The following is a 15618-nucleotide window of genomic DNA, read 5'->3' as shown; positions in this document are numbered from 1 at the left end:
ATATCTGTCCCAAGCGTGTCACAGCCGACAGCGTTAACGCCCGAGGGCCCGCCAGCAGCAATTGCCGGAGGGCCCTCGAAGCGCGAATCTGACAGAAATCATGCCGTGGTGTCTGCTGCGATGTCCTTCTTGATGGCATCCATGTCCAGTCCCTGGATCTGGCCGATCAGGTCTTCCAGCGCTTCGGCTGGCAATGCGCCGGGCTGGGAGAAGACCAGGATTCCGTCGCGGAATGCCATGAGGGTCGGGATGGAGGTGATGTTGGCTGCAGCCGCGAGCTGCTGTTCGGCTTCGGTGTCGATCTTGCCGAAGGTGATGTCAGGGTACTTTTCGCTGGCTGCTTCGAAGACCGGGGCGAAGTTGCGGCAGGGTCCGCACCATGCGGCCCAGAAGTCCACCAGGACGGTTCCCGGCTCGCTGATTGTCGTTTCAAAGTTTGTTGAGGTCAGTTCCATGGAAGCCATAGGTGCTCTGTCCCTTCGAGAGAGGTCCATGCAGATTCCGTGTCGAATCCACAAATGGCACAACAAAACCTGCCGGGGTACTATTCCGAAGAGCCGTTACAAACTTTTAAGGGAGTCTTTACATGTGCAAGAAGGTCACCTGCGATAACTGTGCCAAGCCGACGTGGGAAGGGTGCGGTGAGCACATCGAAGATGCGCTCGGCGATGTGGCAACGGAGGATCGCTGCTCCTGCGTTCGATGAGAAAAGCTCGCTGTCAACGTAACCGTTGCCTCCTCGCTTGGACCAGTGCCCGATAAATTCGTTACTTCAGCAGGTAGAACCGCCGCGTAGGATAAGAGCCGGCTCGCCATGGACAATCTTCACATCGTTTGGGATCGATTCCCAGCCTTAGTCGCCCGGATGCGTGGCGATCACATGCCCCGTCAAGGTATCTGCGCTCGTTGGCAGTGGTCCCAGGAGGCCATTCAAAGGGTGCCGTCCATTGTCAGCGACGTGGCCGGTCGAAACATACTCGTTGACGTGCCGGCCTGATTTGTGGTGATGAGCCTGTAGCGGCCTACTGGTATGACGCCAGGGCTTTTTCCACGATGGCGCGACCGTTTTGAGTAGGCGGATGACACTACTGTTCTCGCATGTGTCTTCAGGAACCGGCGGTATGGTTGGCTGCCGATCCATCGAGGCGGCGCAGGTAGTAGCGCATCGGGAAATGTCGCAGTGAACGTGGCAGGATTCGCACGGCCACCCTCGCACAACGCATGACCACATCCATCCGACGTTGCTGTCGGTCATTGAAGTGGAACCCAAACATGCTCCGTACATGCTCGGGCAGCAGCCCGACGCTGACCAGCCTGACCAGCGGCATGGCCGCCCGGATCCACCAGGGTGCGTGTTTTGCGGCCAGCAGCTCATGGGCTACTTCCCGCACGCGGTCATCGACGTGCAGGCTGTTGCTGGTCTCGGACCAGTAGTCTGCGAAGTCGGCGCGGGTCGCGGGCCACAGGTGCGCGGGCATGCCCAGTTCGGTGCCCAGGACCGCATAGTCCCGGTACAGAGCCTCGGCGGTCTCCTCGTCGAGTTCGGGGAACACCGCCTGCTGGATGGTCATGGCGGAGTCGTACAGTGTCGCGGCAACCCACAATTGCAGCTTCGGGTCGCGTGCCGAATAGGCAGGGTGCGTTCTGTCCTTGGCTGCCGGAGCCTTGACCGGTGCATGGGCCCCATGCACCATCGCCCGAACCTTGGCACGCTGCGCGTCGGTGCCGTTGCTCAGGGCATAAATATAGGTCAGAGTGCCGTTGAGTCGACCCAGCGGGTTGGATGCAAAGTTCGAATGCCTGGCCACACCGTGGCCCACCCCGGGAAGGGCAAGCTGCAACAGGATGGCCCGACCGCCCCCGAGCAGGTAGACGCTTTCGGGCGCGAAGCGTGAGAGCACCGAGATGTCCCGGTCCACGATCCCGCGCTCGTTCATGGTTCCCGCTATTTCTTACTCGGGCGTACCGGATGCTGCGACAGGATCGAGACACGGTTGAAGGCGTTCATGGCAATGGCGGCCCACTGGATGGCAGAGAACTGTGCGTCGTTCAGCACCATGCGGGATGACGCTAGCTCGGCGATCCGCGTCTCGGAATCCGGCAGCTCGGTGGCTGCCTCGGCAACCGAGAGCGCAGCGGATTCAAGGTCGTTGAACAGTGCGGTTTCGCGCCACGTGGAGAGCACCGCGAGACGCTGGCTGGTTTCCTCGGCCTCGAGGGCCATCCGGGAGTGCATGTCCAGGCAGAAGGCGCAGCCATTGATCTGCGAGATTCGCACATTAAGCAATTCGATGAGCCTGGTGTCCAGCCCCGCCGCCTCCGCGGCTTCCTTGACCTTGAGCGAAAGGCCGTTCAGGGCCTTCCAGCTGGCGGTGTCGGATTTGTCCAGGAAAAACGGTGCTGCCAATGACACTTCTTGACTCATCTCATCCATGGCGCCCTCGCGCCCCAATGTGGTGGTTACAACTTACTCTGCGGCGGCGAGCTGGCCGCAGGCTCCGTCGATTTCCTTGCCGCGGGTGTCGCGCAGCGTGGTGGGCACGCCCGCGGAGTCGAGGCGGTCGATGAACTCCGCGGTGACATCCGGTTCCGAGGCGGTCCAGACCGAGCCCGGAGTCGGGTTCAGCGGGATCGGGTTCACGTGCACCCAGCCGCGACCGCGGGCGTTGAGCTTGCGGGCCAGCAGGTCTGCGCGCCAGCCGTGGTCGTTCATGTCCTTGATCAGCGCGTACTCGATGGAGACGCGGCGTCCGGTCTTCACGTAGTAGTTGAACGCGGCGTCGAGGGCCTCGTCGACCTTCCACTTCGAGTTCACCGGGATCATCTCGTCGCGCAGCTCGTCATCCGGCGCGTGCAGCGACAGCGCGAAGGTGACCGGGACGCCCTCTTCGGCCAGCTTGAGGATGGCAGGAACCAGGCCAACGGTGGAGACGGTGATGCCGCGGGCACTCATGCCCAAGCCCTCGGGGGCCTCTGCCACCATGCGGTGCACGGCGTTCATGACGCGCTTGTAGTTGGCCAGTGGCTCGCCCATGCCCATGAACACGATGTTGCCCACGCGCTCTTCGGGGTGCTTCTGTCCACCCAGGCCGCCTTCGGCGATGACGCGGTTGGCCTGGACGATCTGGTCCAGGATCTCCGCGGTGGACATGTTGCGGGTCAGGCCGGCCTGGCCGGTGGCGCAGAACGGGCAGTTCATGCCGCAGCCGCACTGGCTGGAGATACATAGGGTGATGCGGTTGCTGTAGCGCATCAGCACCGACTCGATCAGGGAACCGTCAAAGAGTCGCCACAGGAACTTGATGGTCCTGCCGTCGTCGGTGGCCAGTCGCTTGACCTCGGTGAGGAGCTTCGGGAACATGACGTCGGCGATCTCGGCGCGGCGGTCCTTGGGAAGGTCGCTCATCAGTTCGGGATCGGTGGTGTAGTGCTGGAAGTAGTGCACCGAGAGCTGCTTGGCACGGAAGGCCGGCAGACCGATCTCCTTGAGCTTGGCGGCACGTTCGTCCAAGGTCAGGTCGGCAAGGTGCACTGGCGGCTGCGTCACACGCTTCTTTGCGGTGAACTGAAGCTGTGGGCGACCGTCATCGCCCATGGCCTGCTTCCACCCCTCGGCGGTGGGGCGCACTTGTGCACGGCCCTCGGCCTTGGCTCGGGATTCGGAGATGCGCATTTGCTGGGCACCCTGAGCCGCGGCCTGGGCTGCACGGCGGGCTCCGGCGTCCTCTGCGGCGGGCGCAGTGGTGGCAGGCTCGGTCACTGGGGTAATTTCGGGGGAAGTCATCCCATCCATTCTCCCATGCATGTCCAGTGCGTGGGCGGTGAGATTGGGCACCACCACACGAAGCCCGCCGCAACATGCTCCTTGAGGATGACCGACGGTTTCGCGGCCCGGCCGATCTGCACCATTGAGTTCTAGATGTCGGGCTTCCCCCCACGATCCGTGGTTCGTTGTTCGGGCCGGTGGCGAGCACATCGCCGATGAATTCGGCCTTTCCTATTGACTGTTCCGGGCTTCACGCTCTTTCTGGACGTTAGTGACAGTGTCAATGGTGTCCGGCGCGAAGGCATACAACTTGCCGTCGCTCTGCTGGACTCAGAATCGCTCACACAGGTGCGTGGTCCTCAGTTCGGTTCCTTCCGGCCACCAGCTGGCTTCCAGAGTCCGAGTATCTGAAATTTCCTCCGGATCAAAACTTTTGATGCGGTCATCGCTGGCATAGGCGTTTGCAAGCTCGGTTTTTGTGGGTTCACCGACCGTGCCCAATGGTTTGCACGCCTTAGCAGGGAGGTCACCGGCATAATCCATCACGAAAATTCGTTCGCTGCCGCTGTTGCGCTGCACCAACTCGGCGTTGGTGCCTCCCTTGGGCACCCATTTTGGCAGTAGCCCGTCGGCGACTCCCTCTTCAGAGGTCTTGGCGCTCCGCGTGGTGGACTGTTCAGAGCTATCGGCCAGCAACCCGTTAATGTCACAGCCGGTCAACAGCAAGAGAAACGGAAGAACCAGGACACTTGCTGGGAGATACTTTTTCTTGGACATATCTCCATCCTAAAAGTATCGACCTGCCAAGAGCGTCGGTCCTTGGGTGGATCATGTGCCGGTGTCATCCGCCCGTAGTATGAGAAATAAACCCTCTGGCATGGACCTTTGCGCCCGGCGAGCCAGCCGCCAATGGTGCCGCGACGAAGCCGCGCGGAACCTTTCAGACCGGTCGTGGTCAGCGTCGCCATCCACAGCTGAGGGGCCTATTAAGGCTTCTGCACGGCCAAGTCCTGGGTGCCGGCCTTCCCCGGAGATCCCTTGCCCGCCGTACCTCCACCTGGTCCGATTTGAGACTCCCAGGTTATTTCATGCTTCGGTGCACGCACCTACCTCGAGCCCGATTGCCTACCTGGCCGATGCCGAGCAAGAGCACGATGGCGCGGGCCCCTTCCCTCCCCGCCGGAACACCAGAGCAGTTCCGACCCGCCAGGGCCTACTCACCAGTGCATTGCACAGGATTCGGGCGTAGCGTGAAGGTCATGGATATCACGCTGCTTCACACTGAGGTTTTAGTCATCGGCGCCGGGCCCACGGGCCTGATGGCAGGTGCGTGGCTACAGAAATTCGGGATCGAAGCAAAGGTCGTTGACCTGAAGTCGGGTCCCACCAAGGAATCACGGGCCCTGGCGTTGCAGGCCCGCAGCATGGAGATCTACCGCCAGCTCGGCCTGGCCGACGAGGTACAAAAACGTGCAGTGCCCACCGGCGAAATGCGCCCCGGGATCGGCGGCCGAAGTTTCAAGAGCATCAAACTCAATCGTCTGGGCTACTCCCAGACCCACTACGCGGGCCTGACCATGCTGGAACAAAGCGCCAACGAAGAGTTGCTGGCCGAGCACCTGAAAAACTCAGGCAACCCCGTGCTGTGGGAACACGGCTACGATTCCTTCCAGGACACCGGGGACCAGCTGCTCATCAAATGCAATGGCCCGCAGGGCCCGGTACATATCTCTGCGCGCTACGTGATCGCCGCGGACGGCGCAGCCTCCCCCTTGCGCGAATCCTTTGACATCAAGTTCGAGGGCACCACCGATGACGAGGTCTTCTATGTGCTCGACGCCCAAGGGGTTTCGGGCATGGGTTCAGGCATTAACCTCCGCTTCTCCGATGAGAACTTCATGCTCGGCTTCCCCATGGGGTCCGACTCAGCCGGCGGCGAACGCCGCCGGATCCTCGGTATCCTGCACGAACCCCAGGACGACAGCGCTCAAAAGCCTGATGTGGACGAGGCCCGTGCCAGGACCAGCCTGCGCAACGAGTTCGGCGTCAGGTACAACTCCGCCTCATGGTTCGCCACCTACCGGGTGCACCACCGGGTCGCCGAACGCTTCAGCCAGGGCAGGGTCTTCCTGACCGGAGACGCCGCCCACATCCACTCCCCCGTGGGTGCCCAAGGCATGAACACCGGCCTGCAGGACGCCCACAACCTGGTCTGCAAGCTCGCCGATGTGTTCTCCGGTCGGATGCCCGAGACCTACTTGGAACGCTACGAGGCAGAACGTCGCCCGGTGGCGCTACGCTTGGTCTCCACCACCGACAGGCTCTTCAGCGCGGCAACCTCCGATTCATGGTTGGCCCGCATGATCCGCACCCGGGCGATGCCGATCTTCTGGCCCGCGATGGTGCGCCTGGTCGGGAGGATTCCTGCGGGCCGCCGCTTCTTTGGCTACCTCTCGCAGATCCGCATCCACTACTGGATGGATGAGCGCTCACGGGATCGGGCCACGCTGGCCAGTGGGTTTGCCCGCACCCGGCGCCGCGGCAAGGTGCTGGGCCGCAGGCTGCCATGGGTCCCCAACAGGACCGGGGAAGCACCGGATAACTTCGAGGTGCTCAACGACGCCTGCTGGCAGGTGCATGTCTACGGGCCCGCTGGCCGGACGCGCGGGGCCGAGCTGGCCGCAGAATACGGGGTTGCGCTGCATGAGTTCGCTCCTTCACCCAAGCGCCGGCTGCCCAACGGCTCCGTGGTGCTGGTGCGTCCGGACATGTTTGTGGCGCATTTCGAGCACGTCACGTCCTGATCAGTCGGCCGCGAGCCGCTGCTGATTGGCCAAGAGCAGGTCCTCAAGCGCCTTCTCCTTCACGGCGAGCGCCGCGGCGGTGGTACGGATGAAGACCACCAGCCAGCCAAAGACGATGCCCACCACCGCCAGTTCGAAGGCCGTGAGGTTGTAATAAGCCAGCGGCTGCCAGAGCAGCGCCGCGCCCACCAACCCCAGGAAGCATGCGAAGGAGAACAGGTGGAACACCCAGGGGAAACCCGGGAGCCAGAACGCCGCGCCCACTAACAGCACCACGATGAACCCGGCCGCGGTCCGCACGATTCCTGCATGGATCGGGGCCGCGACGCTGATGGGGACCAGCCCGATGCCGATGACGCAGAGCCCGAGTCCCAGTAGACAGATGCGCACCACCGCGGGGCGGGGCCTGATGAAGCGTGGACGGGACTTGCCCTGGGCCTCGGCATAGTCGTCGTGGATCCCCGCCATCAGCTTTACGTTGCGCACGATGAAGGCGGTCAGGGTGCTGAGCACCACCCCGGAAATGACCAGGGTGAGGTTGAAGGTCCAGAAGGAGGTGGTACCCGAGGCCCGGGTCCCCAGCTCGGAAAACATCGACTGCCACCAGTATGGGTCCTCGGCTGCCAGCATGCTGATGAACACCCCGGTGACCAAGAAGATTGCCAGTAGTGCGGAGAGCGACTGCGCGCTGATCCGCGCCGCCGAGACCAGTGCCGCATAGCCGCAGATCCCGGCATAGACCCCCACCATGAGGCTCCCGGCGAACCTGTCGACGTTCAGGCCCAGGAAAGCGTCCTGGAAGACGCGGAAGATGATGATTCCCGCCATGGCACAGATCGCGGCGTGGATGAGCACCAAGGCGGCAGCGTTGATGATTTGGCGGTAGCGCGGGAATTCGAGCAGCCAGATTTGGGAGACCATCAGGAATCGGCGGTAGCCCAGCGCCGCTCCGACGGTGGCCGAGATCGCGGCCATGATCGCCGCATAGACACCCACCGACCGGTATCCGGCTAGGTCGGGGCGGTATCCGGAAAATCCGATGATGCACACGACCAGGCCGGCCACCATGCAGCTAAGTCCGAGCCACAGCGCCCAGCTCTCGGCCCGAAACTGCTGGTCCGCGGTCGGTTTCGAGGACCGAGGATTTAGTTCATTTTCCACGGACCCCATCCTTCCATCTTTTGCCAGAGGGCAGAGGCCCGCCCCCGAGCCCACGACAGCGGAGCTGCAGCATGAGACGCAAGGATTTTGGCGACCCGGCTCAGTCTGGCTTGGGCAAGCTCCGATGCCTCTTCCACTGTCCTGTGGCTCAGGCATGGATTTTGGGGTTCCTCAGCACCATGCCATCCCACGACCCCGTGGGCTGCAGGGACTAAGAGCCAGTTCCTCAGGTTGGTTTCATCCGGTGTGAAGCCCCAGCCGCGCGGCTAGATACGGTGCGGTGCGGGATTCTGGATGCACCGCGAGCTGCTCCGGTGTTCCCGTCGCGACGATCCGGCCTCCGGCATCCCCGCCCGCAGGCCCCAGATCGATGATCCAGTCCGCGGCAGCAACCACATCCATGTGGTGCTCCACCACGATCACGGTGTTCCCTGCCTCGACCAGTCGATGCAGCTGCTCCAGCAGCAGGCGCACATCGGCCGGGTGCAGACCGGTGGTGGGCTCATCGAGGAGGTAGAGCGTGTGTCCGCGGCGGGCACGCTGCAGTTCCGTGGCCAGTTTGATGCGTTGGGCCTCGCCACCGGACAGCTCGGTGGCAGGTTGGCCCAGGCGCAGGTAGCCCAGACCCACTTCGCGCAGCGTCGCCAGGGAGCGGGCGGCAGCCGGGATCGACGACAGGAATTCGTAGGCTTCATCCACCCCGAGCGCCAGGATCTCGGCGATGTTCAGGCCGCGGTAGGTGACCTCGAGGGTTTCTTGGTTGTAGCGCGAGCCGTGGCATTCGGGGCAGGGACCGTAACTGCCGGGCAGGAAGAGCAGCTCAACTTCCAGGTAGCCCTCTCCCAGACATTTATCGCAGCGCCCGCCGGCCACGTTGAAGGAGAAACGGCCGGCTCCGTAGCCGCGGGCCTTCGCCAGCTCGGTCTCGGCGAAGGTCTTGCGCACCGCGTCGAACAGGCCCGTGTAGGTGGCCAGGTTTGAGCGCGGGGTCCGGCCAATGGGTTTTTGGTCCATCGTCACCACGCGGTCGATCCGCTCGGAGCCGTGTACCGCACCGATTCGGGCCCGTCCGGTCTCGATCTGCTGCCCTTGTCCGTTTGATGCTGCAGCGTCGCTGCCCGCCACGGCGTCTTGGGCCAACCCGGGAGCATCGGCCAACGCCTGGCTGACCAGGGACGACTTGCCCGAGCCCGATACCCCTGTCACGGCACTGAGCACTCCCAACGGGAAGCGCGCATCCAGGCCCACCAGGTTGTGCAGGTGTACCCCCTCGATCTCCAGCCAGTGCGCGGGTTCCCGTCGTGTGCGGGCAACCGCGGCCTGGGCCCGTGGCTGAAGGAATTCGCGGGTCAGCGATTCTTCGATCTGTGCCAGACCGGCCACGGGCCCGCTGTAGAGCACCTTGCCACCGCCTGCCCCGGCGCCGGGGCCCACATCCACGATCCAATCCGCACGGGAGACCACTTCCATGTTGTGTTCCACCACGAACACCGAGTTCCCTCCGGCCTTCAGCGCCTCGAGCACATCCAACAGCGGGGCCGCGTCGGCCGGGTGCAGGCCGGCGGAAGGCTCGTCCAAGACGTAGATGACCCCGAATAGCCCCGAGCGCAGCTGCGTGGCGATACGCAGGCGCTGCATCTCCCCGGGAGAAAGCGTCGGGGTCCCCCTGTCCAGGCTCAGGTAGCCCAGGCCCAGGTTGACCAGCACCTCGATGCGCTCGAGCAGGTCGGCGGCGATCGATGCCGCGACATCTGCTGCAAGGTCATCGGATTCTGGGTCCCTCGGCTCCGCCAGTGGGCGCAGTACCCCGGCGAGGGCACCCAGGGCCGTGGCATTGAAGGCTGCGATGTCCAAGGATGCCACTCTCACGGCCAGGGCTTCGGGCCGGAACCCGGTCCCGGCGCAGTCCGGGCAGGGACCGGAAGACATGAAGGCCAACGCCTTGGCACGCATGGTCTCCGACTTCGATTCGGCCACGGTGTGCAGCACGTAGCGCTTCGCGCTCCAGAACCTGCCCTGGTAGGGCTTGGCGATCCGATCGCGTTCGGGCACCACCTCCACGACGGGCTGTTCCTGCGTGAACAATATCCAATCGCGCGCACTGGCCGGCAGCTCGCGGAAAGGCACATCCACGTCATAGCCCAGGTGGGTGGTGATGTCGCGCAGGTTTTTACCCTGCCAGGCTCCGGGCCAGGCAGCGATCGCTCCTTCGCGGATGCTCAAGGACGGGTCAGGGACCAGGGTTTCGGCGCTCACGCTGTGGGCGATGCCCAGCCCGTGACACTGCGGGCAGGCGCCCACCGCGGTATTAGGCGAGAAAGAATCCGAGTCCAGGCGCTCCGCCCCGGCCGGGTAATCCCCGGCCCGGGAAAAGAGCATGCGCACCGAGTTCGACAGCGTGGTCAGCGTGCCGACGGTGGAGCGGGAGGAAGCCGTGGCGCGGCGCTGTTGCAGGGCCACCGCCGGCGGCAGGCCGGAGATGAACTCGACCTGGGGTGTGTGGCCCTGGGCGATCAATCGTCGGGCATAGGGCGCCACGGATTCCAGGAACCGGCGCTGTGCCTCGGCGAAGATGGTGCCGAAGGCCAGCGAGGACTTCCCTGATCCGGAGACCCCGGTGAAAGCGACGATGGCATCACGCGGGATGCGCACCTCGACATCTTGTAGGTTGTTCTCGTTGGCCCCACGCACATGGACGAATCCGTCGTGTCGGTTGGTGGCCGGTGTGTACTCGGTGTCCTGCCTAATGTGTCTCACCTTCCCCACCCTAGATCCGGTGAGCCCCCGATCTCCAGCCCGGTTCCAAACTGGGCACTTCTCGGCTCGGCCGTGTTGCTCGCTGTACCCAGCGGTTTCGTCTAAGGTTTTTCCACGACCACACTGACGCACAAGGGAGCCGACATGGCCAAGCACAGCCACACCGACACGTCGAGCCAGGACGGCGACGAAGAGCTGCACCGCAAGTGGAACGAGTTGCTGCAGGAAATGCGGGTCATGCAGACCGGGGCCCAGATCCTCGCGGCCTTCCTGGTGGTCCTGCCCTTTCAATCCCGTTTCGACACCCTCGAGGCCCCCGATGAAATCTTCTACTTGGTGCTGCTGGTGGCCTCTGCCCTGCTGATCATCATGTTGGTGACCCCCGTGGCGGTGCACCGGCACTTCTTCGGGCAGCAGCTGAAGGCCACCACCGTGCATCTGGGCCACCTGGTGTCCAGGTTCGTGGTCCTGGGCGTCGGAGTCTTGGTGGCAGGGTGCGTTTGGTTCGTCGTGCAGGTGCTGCACGGCTGGCAGATGAGTTTGCTGGTGGGCGGGATCTTGATGGCCTCGGCGCTGTTTCTCTTGCTGGTGTTGCCGCGCATCGTCACCCCGCGCACCTCGCTGCCCGCAGAGTAGCCGCAGGGTCCCGGAACACCCGCAGCATCGAGTCGATGTTTTCTGTTCGCGAAATCCCCGGGCGTTTCGCCAGATGCTCGTGATACGTTCCTAAGTACGGCTACATCACATGGATATCCACGGAAGACTGCTCAGCAGTCACGCATCGAGGAGGCAGTTATGGCAGCAAAAAACTCAAACTACGCGGGATTCACGGTTCCGGGGCTGACCCTGGACAACGGTCACCAGGTCGCCGACGCCCTGCAGATGCGGATCCACGCATTCAACGACCTGCAGTTGACCCTCAAGCACGCGCACTGGAACGTGGTGGGCCGCGACTTCATCGGCGTCCACGAGATGCTTGACCCACAGATCGAACTGGTCCGCGGCATGATCGATGCCTTGGCCGAACGCATGGCCACCATGGGCGTCTCGCCCAACGGCCTGCCCGGCGCCCTGGTGGCGGCCCGTGCCTGGGACGACTACGAGATCGGCCGTGCCAGCACCAGTGAGCACCTCGCCGCACTGGACCTGGTCTATACCGGGATCATCGAATCCATGCGCAAGACCATCGAAAAGGTTGGCAAGCTGGACCCGGTCACCGAGGACATGCTCATCGGGCAGACCGGCGAACTGGAGCAGTTCCAGTGGTTCATGCGCTCGCATCTGGAAAACGACGAAGGCACCTTGGTCACTAAGGATGCTCGCACCGAGAAGGGTGCGGCTAAGAAAGCCAAGTAGCACTCACCGACCACAGCGGTTCAGCGGGGCCGGAAGGGAATCCTCCCTTCCGGCCCCGCTTTTTATTGCTCCGGTTTCTTGGCCTGATCTGAACTGGCCGCCCGCTTAATTCTGCTCCGCGGTGCGCCCGCCGAAGTCATCGGCGATGTCGATGGCGGCCTGGCGCATCAGCGGCAGCATCTCATCGGTGATGGAGGCCGAACCGATGCGTCCGGGTTGCACCGAGACGTTCAATGCACCCAAAAGCTGGGCTCCCCGGTATACAGGAACGGCAAGTCCGCGCAACCCCTCATCCAGTTCCTGGGCGACCAAGGACCAGCCTTGCTCCCGTACGGTGTCCAGCTCGGCGCGCAGCTCATCGATGCTCGAGACGGTCTTGGCGGTGTAGTGCTGCAGCTTGGCGTTGTTCAGGAACTCCTCGCGCGCCGCCTCGGGCAGTTCGGCGACCAGCACCCTACCCATGGAGGTGGCCCAGGCCGGCAGCCTGTTGCCGATGGACACCGTCATCGAATGCAGGCGCGGATTGCTGATCCGCTCCACGTAGAGGATGTCCTGGTCATCGAGCACACACAGCGAGGTGGTCTCCGAGAGCCGGTTGGCCAGGGCCTGCAGGTGTGGCCTGGCCACCTGAGGCAGGGTCAGCCCGGCGAGGTACGAGGCCCCGATATCCAGCACCCGCGGGGTCTGCCGGTAGGCGCTGCCTTCCACCTCCAGGTAGCCCAAATCCACCAGGGTGAGCAGGAAGCGGCGGGCCGCGGCACGCGAAACACCAATGGCGCCGGCCACCTCCGTGACGGTCAGCGACTTGTGGGCCGCGTTGAACGCCAACAACACTGCCAGCGTCTTTTCCGCCGACTTCACGAAGTAATCAGGCTGTTCGCCCATGGTCTCCCGCTCCCCTGTGAGTTTCTTTGCTAGTACTGCATGGCGCGGTTGCGCTCGAATTGCGCGGCCAGGCGGACCGGGGCGTTTGGTGCCCCGTACCCGTCGTAGCCGCCGCGGCGCTGCACCACCTCGAAGAACATGGTGCCCACCGTTTCGGTGTAGAAATGCAGGAACTCACCGTGCTCGTCGCGGTCATACAGCAGGTTCAATTCCGCCAGCTGCGCCAGGGTTGGAGCATCGAGGCCGAACCGTGCCGCCAGATCCTCATAATAGTTCTTCGGCACCGCCAGGAACTCCATCCCCGCACTTGCCGCGCGGCGGGCCAGGGCGAAGATGTCATCGGTGTGCAGCGCGATGTGCTCCGGGTAGCGCAGCGCGCGATCGGTGGTGTTTTCCAATCCGTGCGGCACGATGTTCAACGCCAGGCGCACCGCACCGTCATCGGTGCGCAGCACCTGGGACCGAACCAGACCCATGGGGCTGGGGACCTCGGTGCCCGGCCGCGCGGCCAAATTCAGCGTGGAGGTGTAGAACAACACCGATTCATCGAAGGCCTGCCACGGTTGGGCCAGGTTGATGTGGTCGATGCCCGTAATCAATCCGGTCTCGGTAGTGTGTGGGTGGCCGAATTCCACCGCCCAGGGCGGCTGGGCGGCGCTGGTTCCGAAGAACACCTCGGTGTCATCGGGGGCCGCGATGCCGTGCAGGGGTTGCTCATCGGGGGTGTGGTGACGTGGGACGGCGGGGGCCTGCAAGGCCGACGCCCGCTCGGTGGCCAGGGCCGCATCCGGGATCTGAATTCCAAAGCCGGAGACCTCGGCGGTGATGCCGCGGCTGCGCTGAGTGTTGATGATGATCCGGGCAGCCCCCGCACTCCACAGCGTGACGGGCTTGCGCCGGTGCTGACCGCGGAAGGTGAAGCCAAGCTGGGCCAGCATGCCGGCCACCGCCTCGGGGTCCTCGGTGCGGATTTCGGCATAGTCGAAACCATCGGGTCTCTGCGCCTCGGGCAGTGCGCGGATACCCAGCGGGTGCCCCTGCGCGCCGTCGCCCAGCAGCGTACAGGTGAGATCCTGCAGCCAGATCAGCGAGCGCATCCCATCCACGGCGGTGCGCTCCACATTCGACTGGCGGAAAACATCGTTGAAGATCTCCAGCGACACGATCCCGTCGTAGCCGCTGCGCACCAGGTGGCCCATGAAGGTATCGAGTTCAAACCCGCCCTCGCCGGGGAACACGCGGTAGTGCCGCGACCAGGAGAGGATGTCCATGGAGAGCACCGGGGCGTCGGCCAGCTGGACGAAGAAGATCTTTTCTGCGTCAATCGTTTCGATGCCGGCCGGGTCGTCCCCGCGCGAGAGGATGTGGAAGGAGTCCAGGCAGAGCCCCACGTTGGGCAGGTCCACGAGTTCAACGAGGCGCCAGGAGTGCAGATAGGTGTTCACAAACGTGCCCCAGGCCAGGGCCTCATAGGCGATCTTCACCCCGTAGGCAGCGGCCAGGAGCCCCAGCTCGCGGATCTGGGCGGCAAAGAGTGCGTCGTCGTTGATGGTGGCGGTGCCGACGTTGGAGCACAGCAGGATGGTATCGATGCCCAGGCGCCCCATGAGCTTGAACTTGGCCTCGGCGCGGGCCAGGTTCGCGGCCAAGGTTGCGGCGTCAACCCCTTCGAAGTCGCGGAAGGGTTGGAAGAGGTCCAGCGTGAGGCCCAGGCGGTCGGCCAGGGCCTTGACCTCCTCGGGGGACATGGCCGAGACGGTGAGGTCTTGTTCGAAGATCTCGATGCCGTCGAAGCCTGCCTTGGCGCAGGCGAGCATCTTCTGCTCCAGGGTGCCGGAAATGCAGACGGTGGCGATGGAGGTGCGCATTTAGAGGCCTGCCTCCAGCATCGAAAGCAGGTGGGCGCGCATCCGCGCGGTGTCGGGGGTGATGCCGGTGATGATTTCGAAGGCGTCGACGGCCTGACCCACGGCCATGTTTCCGCCGTCCAGGGTCTTGGCGCCCAGTTTCTTGGCCGCGGTGATCAATTCGGTGTCAACGGGTCGATAGACCACATCGGCGACCCAGTGCTCCTTGGTGAGCCCGGCGATGTCCAGCGGCAGGCCGGGGTGGTGGTGCATGCCGATGGGGGTGGCATTGAGCAGTCCGTCGACCTGGGGCAGCAGCGCCGGGACCTGGTCCGGGGTGCAGGCCAAGATGGTGCGCTCGGGGAACTGGAGGGAGAGCGTTGCCGCGCGTTCTGCGGCGCGGGCGGCCTCGGGATCCACCAGCAGCAGCTCCTTGACCCCGGAGTCGAGCAGCGCGAAGGCCACGGCCGAACCTGCTCCGCCGACACCCAGTTGCAGCACGGAATCCAGCGTGGCGCCGGGCAGCCCGTGGGCCAGGGCCCAGGAGAAGCCCGAGGCGTCGGTGTTGTAGCCGTGGAACTTGCCGTCCTTGATGATGACGGTGTTCACCGCGCCGATGGCGCGGGCCTCGTCGCTGATTTCATCCAGGTGCTCGAGCACCAGCTGTTTGCAGGGGTGGGTGATGTTGAAGGCATTGAACCCCAGCAGGGCCCCTGCGCGCAACAGCTCGCCCACCTCCGCACCCTCCTTGCCGATGACCGAAAGGTCGATGGGGCGGTAGAGGTAGCGCAATCCGTGGGCATCCGCCTCCGCCTCGTGCATCGGAGGGGTCAGCGAAGGAACGACCCCGTCGCCGATCAGGCCTACAAGGTACGACTGCGTGATGGTGCTCATAATGCTCCGGTCCTTGAGATTTTTCCGCGTGAGGATTGTCTTGGGTGTGATTTAGCTCTACTCTAATGGTTGTACGCAAAACGTACAACAGTACGCAATGCGCACATATAGTCGTTCGTCTTCCCCCAGCACCAGTCTTAATCTAGGA

Annotated in this window: 13 protein-coding genes; 3 read left to right on the top strand and 10 right to left on the bottom strand. The window is 63.9% G+C overall.

Translation table 11 applies throughout. From position 1 onward, the window contains the following. Nucleotides 1-98 precede the first annotated feature (98 nt). From trxA to ADIAG_RS02570, 5 genes are all read right to left on the bottom strand, one after another. Nucleotides 99-464 carry a thioredoxin gene (gene trxA, locus ADIAG_RS02590; protein ID WP_007269741.1) on the bottom strand — a complete coding sequence of 122 codons (366 nt, stop codon included), beginning with the start codon at nt 462-464 and terminating at the stop codon, nt 99-101. Between the two features lie 642 nt (nt 465-1106). After that, nucleotides 1107-1937 (bottom strand): oxygenase MpaB family protein, encoded by an 831-nt coding sequence (locus tag ADIAG_RS02585; protein ID WP_007269740.1) that lies wholly within the window; start codon nt 1935-1937, stop codon nt 1107-1109. An 8-nt stretch (nt 1938-1945) separates the two neighbouring features. Continuing rightward, entirely contained in the window at nt 1946-2434 is a 489-nt protein-coding gene (locus ADIAG_RS02580) for a carboxymuconolactone decarboxylase family protein (protein WP_007269739.1), read from the bottom strand. 33 nt (nt 2435-2467) lie between these two features. After that, nucleotides 2468-3673, bottom strand: a complete 1206-nt coding sequence (gene rlmN / locus ADIAG_RS02575; RefSeq protein WP_235045814.1) for a 23S rRNA (adenine(2503)-C(2))-methyltransferase RlmN — start codon at nt 3671-3673, stop codon at nt 2468-2470. Nucleotides 3674-4096: 423 nt separating this feature from the next. Then, a complete protein-coding gene (locus ADIAG_RS02570) occupies nt 4097-4543 on the bottom strand; it encodes a hypothetical protein (protein WP_007269737.1) in 447 nt (148 codons plus the stop codon). 482 nt (nt 4544-5025) lie between these two features. On the opposite strand from ADIAG_RS02570, the gene ADIAG_RS02565 reads away from it, so the two are divergent. Continuing rightward, nucleotides 5026-6570, top strand: a complete 1545-nt coding sequence (locus tag ADIAG_RS02565; RefSeq protein WP_043473055.1) for an FAD-dependent monooxygenase — start codon at nt 5026-5028, stop codon at nt 6568-6570. Here ADIAG_RS02565 and ADIAG_RS02560 read toward each other — a convergent pair whose 3' ends face one another. Beyond that, nucleotides 6571-7731 carry a hypothetical protein gene (locus tag ADIAG_RS02560; protein WP_007269735.1) on the bottom strand — a complete coding sequence of 387 codons (1161 nt, stop codon included), beginning with the start codon at nt 7729-7731 and terminating at the stop codon, nt 6571-6573. Between the two features lie 237 nt (nt 7732-7968). Further along, nucleotides 7969-10488, bottom strand: a complete 2520-nt coding sequence (uvrA, locus tag ADIAG_RS02555) for an excinuclease ABC subunit UvrA (RefSeq protein ID WP_007269734.1) — start codon at nt 10486-10488, stop codon at nt 7969-7971. Between the two features lie 144 nt (nt 10489-10632). Here uvrA and ADIAG_RS02550 point away from each other — a divergent pair, with 144 nt between their 5' ends. Both ADIAG_RS02550 and ADIAG_RS02545 read left to right on the top strand, forming a co-directional pair. Next, nucleotides 10633-11124: a DUF6328 family protein gene (locus ADIAG_RS02550; protein ID WP_007269733.1), complete on the top strand. Its 492-nt coding sequence runs from the start codon at nt 10633-10635 to the stop codon at nt 11122-11124. A 159-nt stretch (nt 11125-11283) separates the two neighbouring features. Next, the gene (locus ADIAG_RS02545; RefSeq protein WP_007269732.1) at nt 11284-11844 is read left to right on the top strand and encodes a Dps family protein; all 561 of its coding nucleotides are present in this window, start codon (nt 11284-11286) and stop codon (nt 11842-11844) included. Between the two features lie 105 nt (nt 11845-11949). On the opposite strand, the gene ADIAG_RS02540 is transcribed toward ADIAG_RS02545, so the two are convergent. Genes ADIAG_RS02540 through ADIAG_RS02530 form a run of 3 tightly spaced genes read right to left on the bottom strand, consistent with a single transcriptional unit; the run spans nt 11950 to nt 15470 of the window. Next, nucleotides 11950-12729, bottom strand: coding sequence for an IclR family transcriptional regulator domain-containing protein (locus ADIAG_RS02540; RefSeq protein ID WP_007269731.1), 780 nt, complete (start codon nt 12727-12729; stop codon nt 11950-11952). Nucleotides 12730-12758: 29 nt separating this feature from the next. Beyond that, a complete protein-coding gene (locus tag ADIAG_RS02535) occupies nt 12759-14597 on the bottom strand; it encodes a bifunctional sugar phosphate isomerase/epimerase/4-hydroxyphenylpyruvate dioxygenase family protein (protein ID WP_007269730.1) in 1839 nt (612 codons plus the stop codon). Further along, nucleotides 14598-15470, bottom strand: coding sequence for a shikimate dehydrogenase (locus ADIAG_RS02530; RefSeq protein ID WP_007269729.1), 873 nt, complete (start codon nt 15468-15470; stop codon nt 14598-14600). Between the last annotated feature and the right edge of the window lie 148 nt (nt 15471-15618).

The organism is Paeniglutamicibacter gangotriensis Lz1y, assembly GCF_000348945.1.
Taxonomy (GTDB): domain Bacteria; phylum Actinomycetota; class Actinomycetes; order Actinomycetales; family Micrococcaceae; genus Paeniglutamicibacter; species Paeniglutamicibacter gangotriensis.
Note: the sequence above shows the minus strand (reverse complement) of the source record. Positions and strands in the feature narration are given on the sequence as shown.

Excerpts from the sequence above, each read along its gene's own strand:
- trxA (WP_007269741.1), bottom strand. The coding sequence starts at position 464 with ATGGCTTCCATGGAACTGACCTCAACAAACTTTGAAACGACAATCAGC.
- ADIAG_RS02585 (WP_007269740.1), bottom strand. The coding sequence starts at position 1,937 with ATGAACGAGCGCGGGATCGTGGACCGGGACATCTCGGTGCTCTCACGC.
- ADIAG_RS02580 (WP_007269739.1), bottom strand. The coding sequence starts at position 2,434 with ATGGATGAGATGAGTCAAGAAGTGTCATTGGCAGCACCGTTTTTCCTG.
- rlmN (WP_235045814.1), bottom strand. The coding sequence starts at position 3,673 with ATGCGCATCTCCGAATCCCGAGCCAAGGCCGAGGGCCGTGCACAAGTG.
- ADIAG_RS02570 (WP_007269737.1), bottom strand. The coding sequence starts at position 4,543 with ATGTCCAAGAAAAAGTATCTCCCAGCAAGTGTCCTGGTTCTTCCGTTT.
- ADIAG_RS02565 (WP_043473055.1), top strand. The coding sequence starts at position 5,026 with ATGGATATCACGCTGCTTCACACTGAGGTTTTAGTCATCGGCGCCGGG.
- ADIAG_RS02550 (WP_007269733.1), top strand. The coding sequence starts at position 10,633 with ATGGCCAAGCACAGCCACACCGACACGTCGAGCCAGGACGGCGACGAA.
- ADIAG_RS02545 (WP_007269732.1), top strand. The coding sequence starts at position 11,284 with ATGGCAGCAAAAAACTCAAACTACGCGGGATTCACGGTTCCGGGGCTG.
- ADIAG_RS02540 (WP_007269731.1), bottom strand. The coding sequence starts at position 12,729 with ATGGGCGAACAGCCTGATTACTTCGTGAAGTCGGCGGAAAAGACGCTG.
- ADIAG_RS02535 (WP_007269730.1), bottom strand. The coding sequence starts at position 14,597 with ATGCGCACCTCCATCGCCACCGTCTGCATTTCCGGCACCCTGGAGCAG.
- ADIAG_RS02530 (WP_007269729.1), bottom strand. The coding sequence starts at position 15,470 with ATGAGCACCATCACGCAGTCGTACCTTGTAGGCCTGATCGGCGACGGG.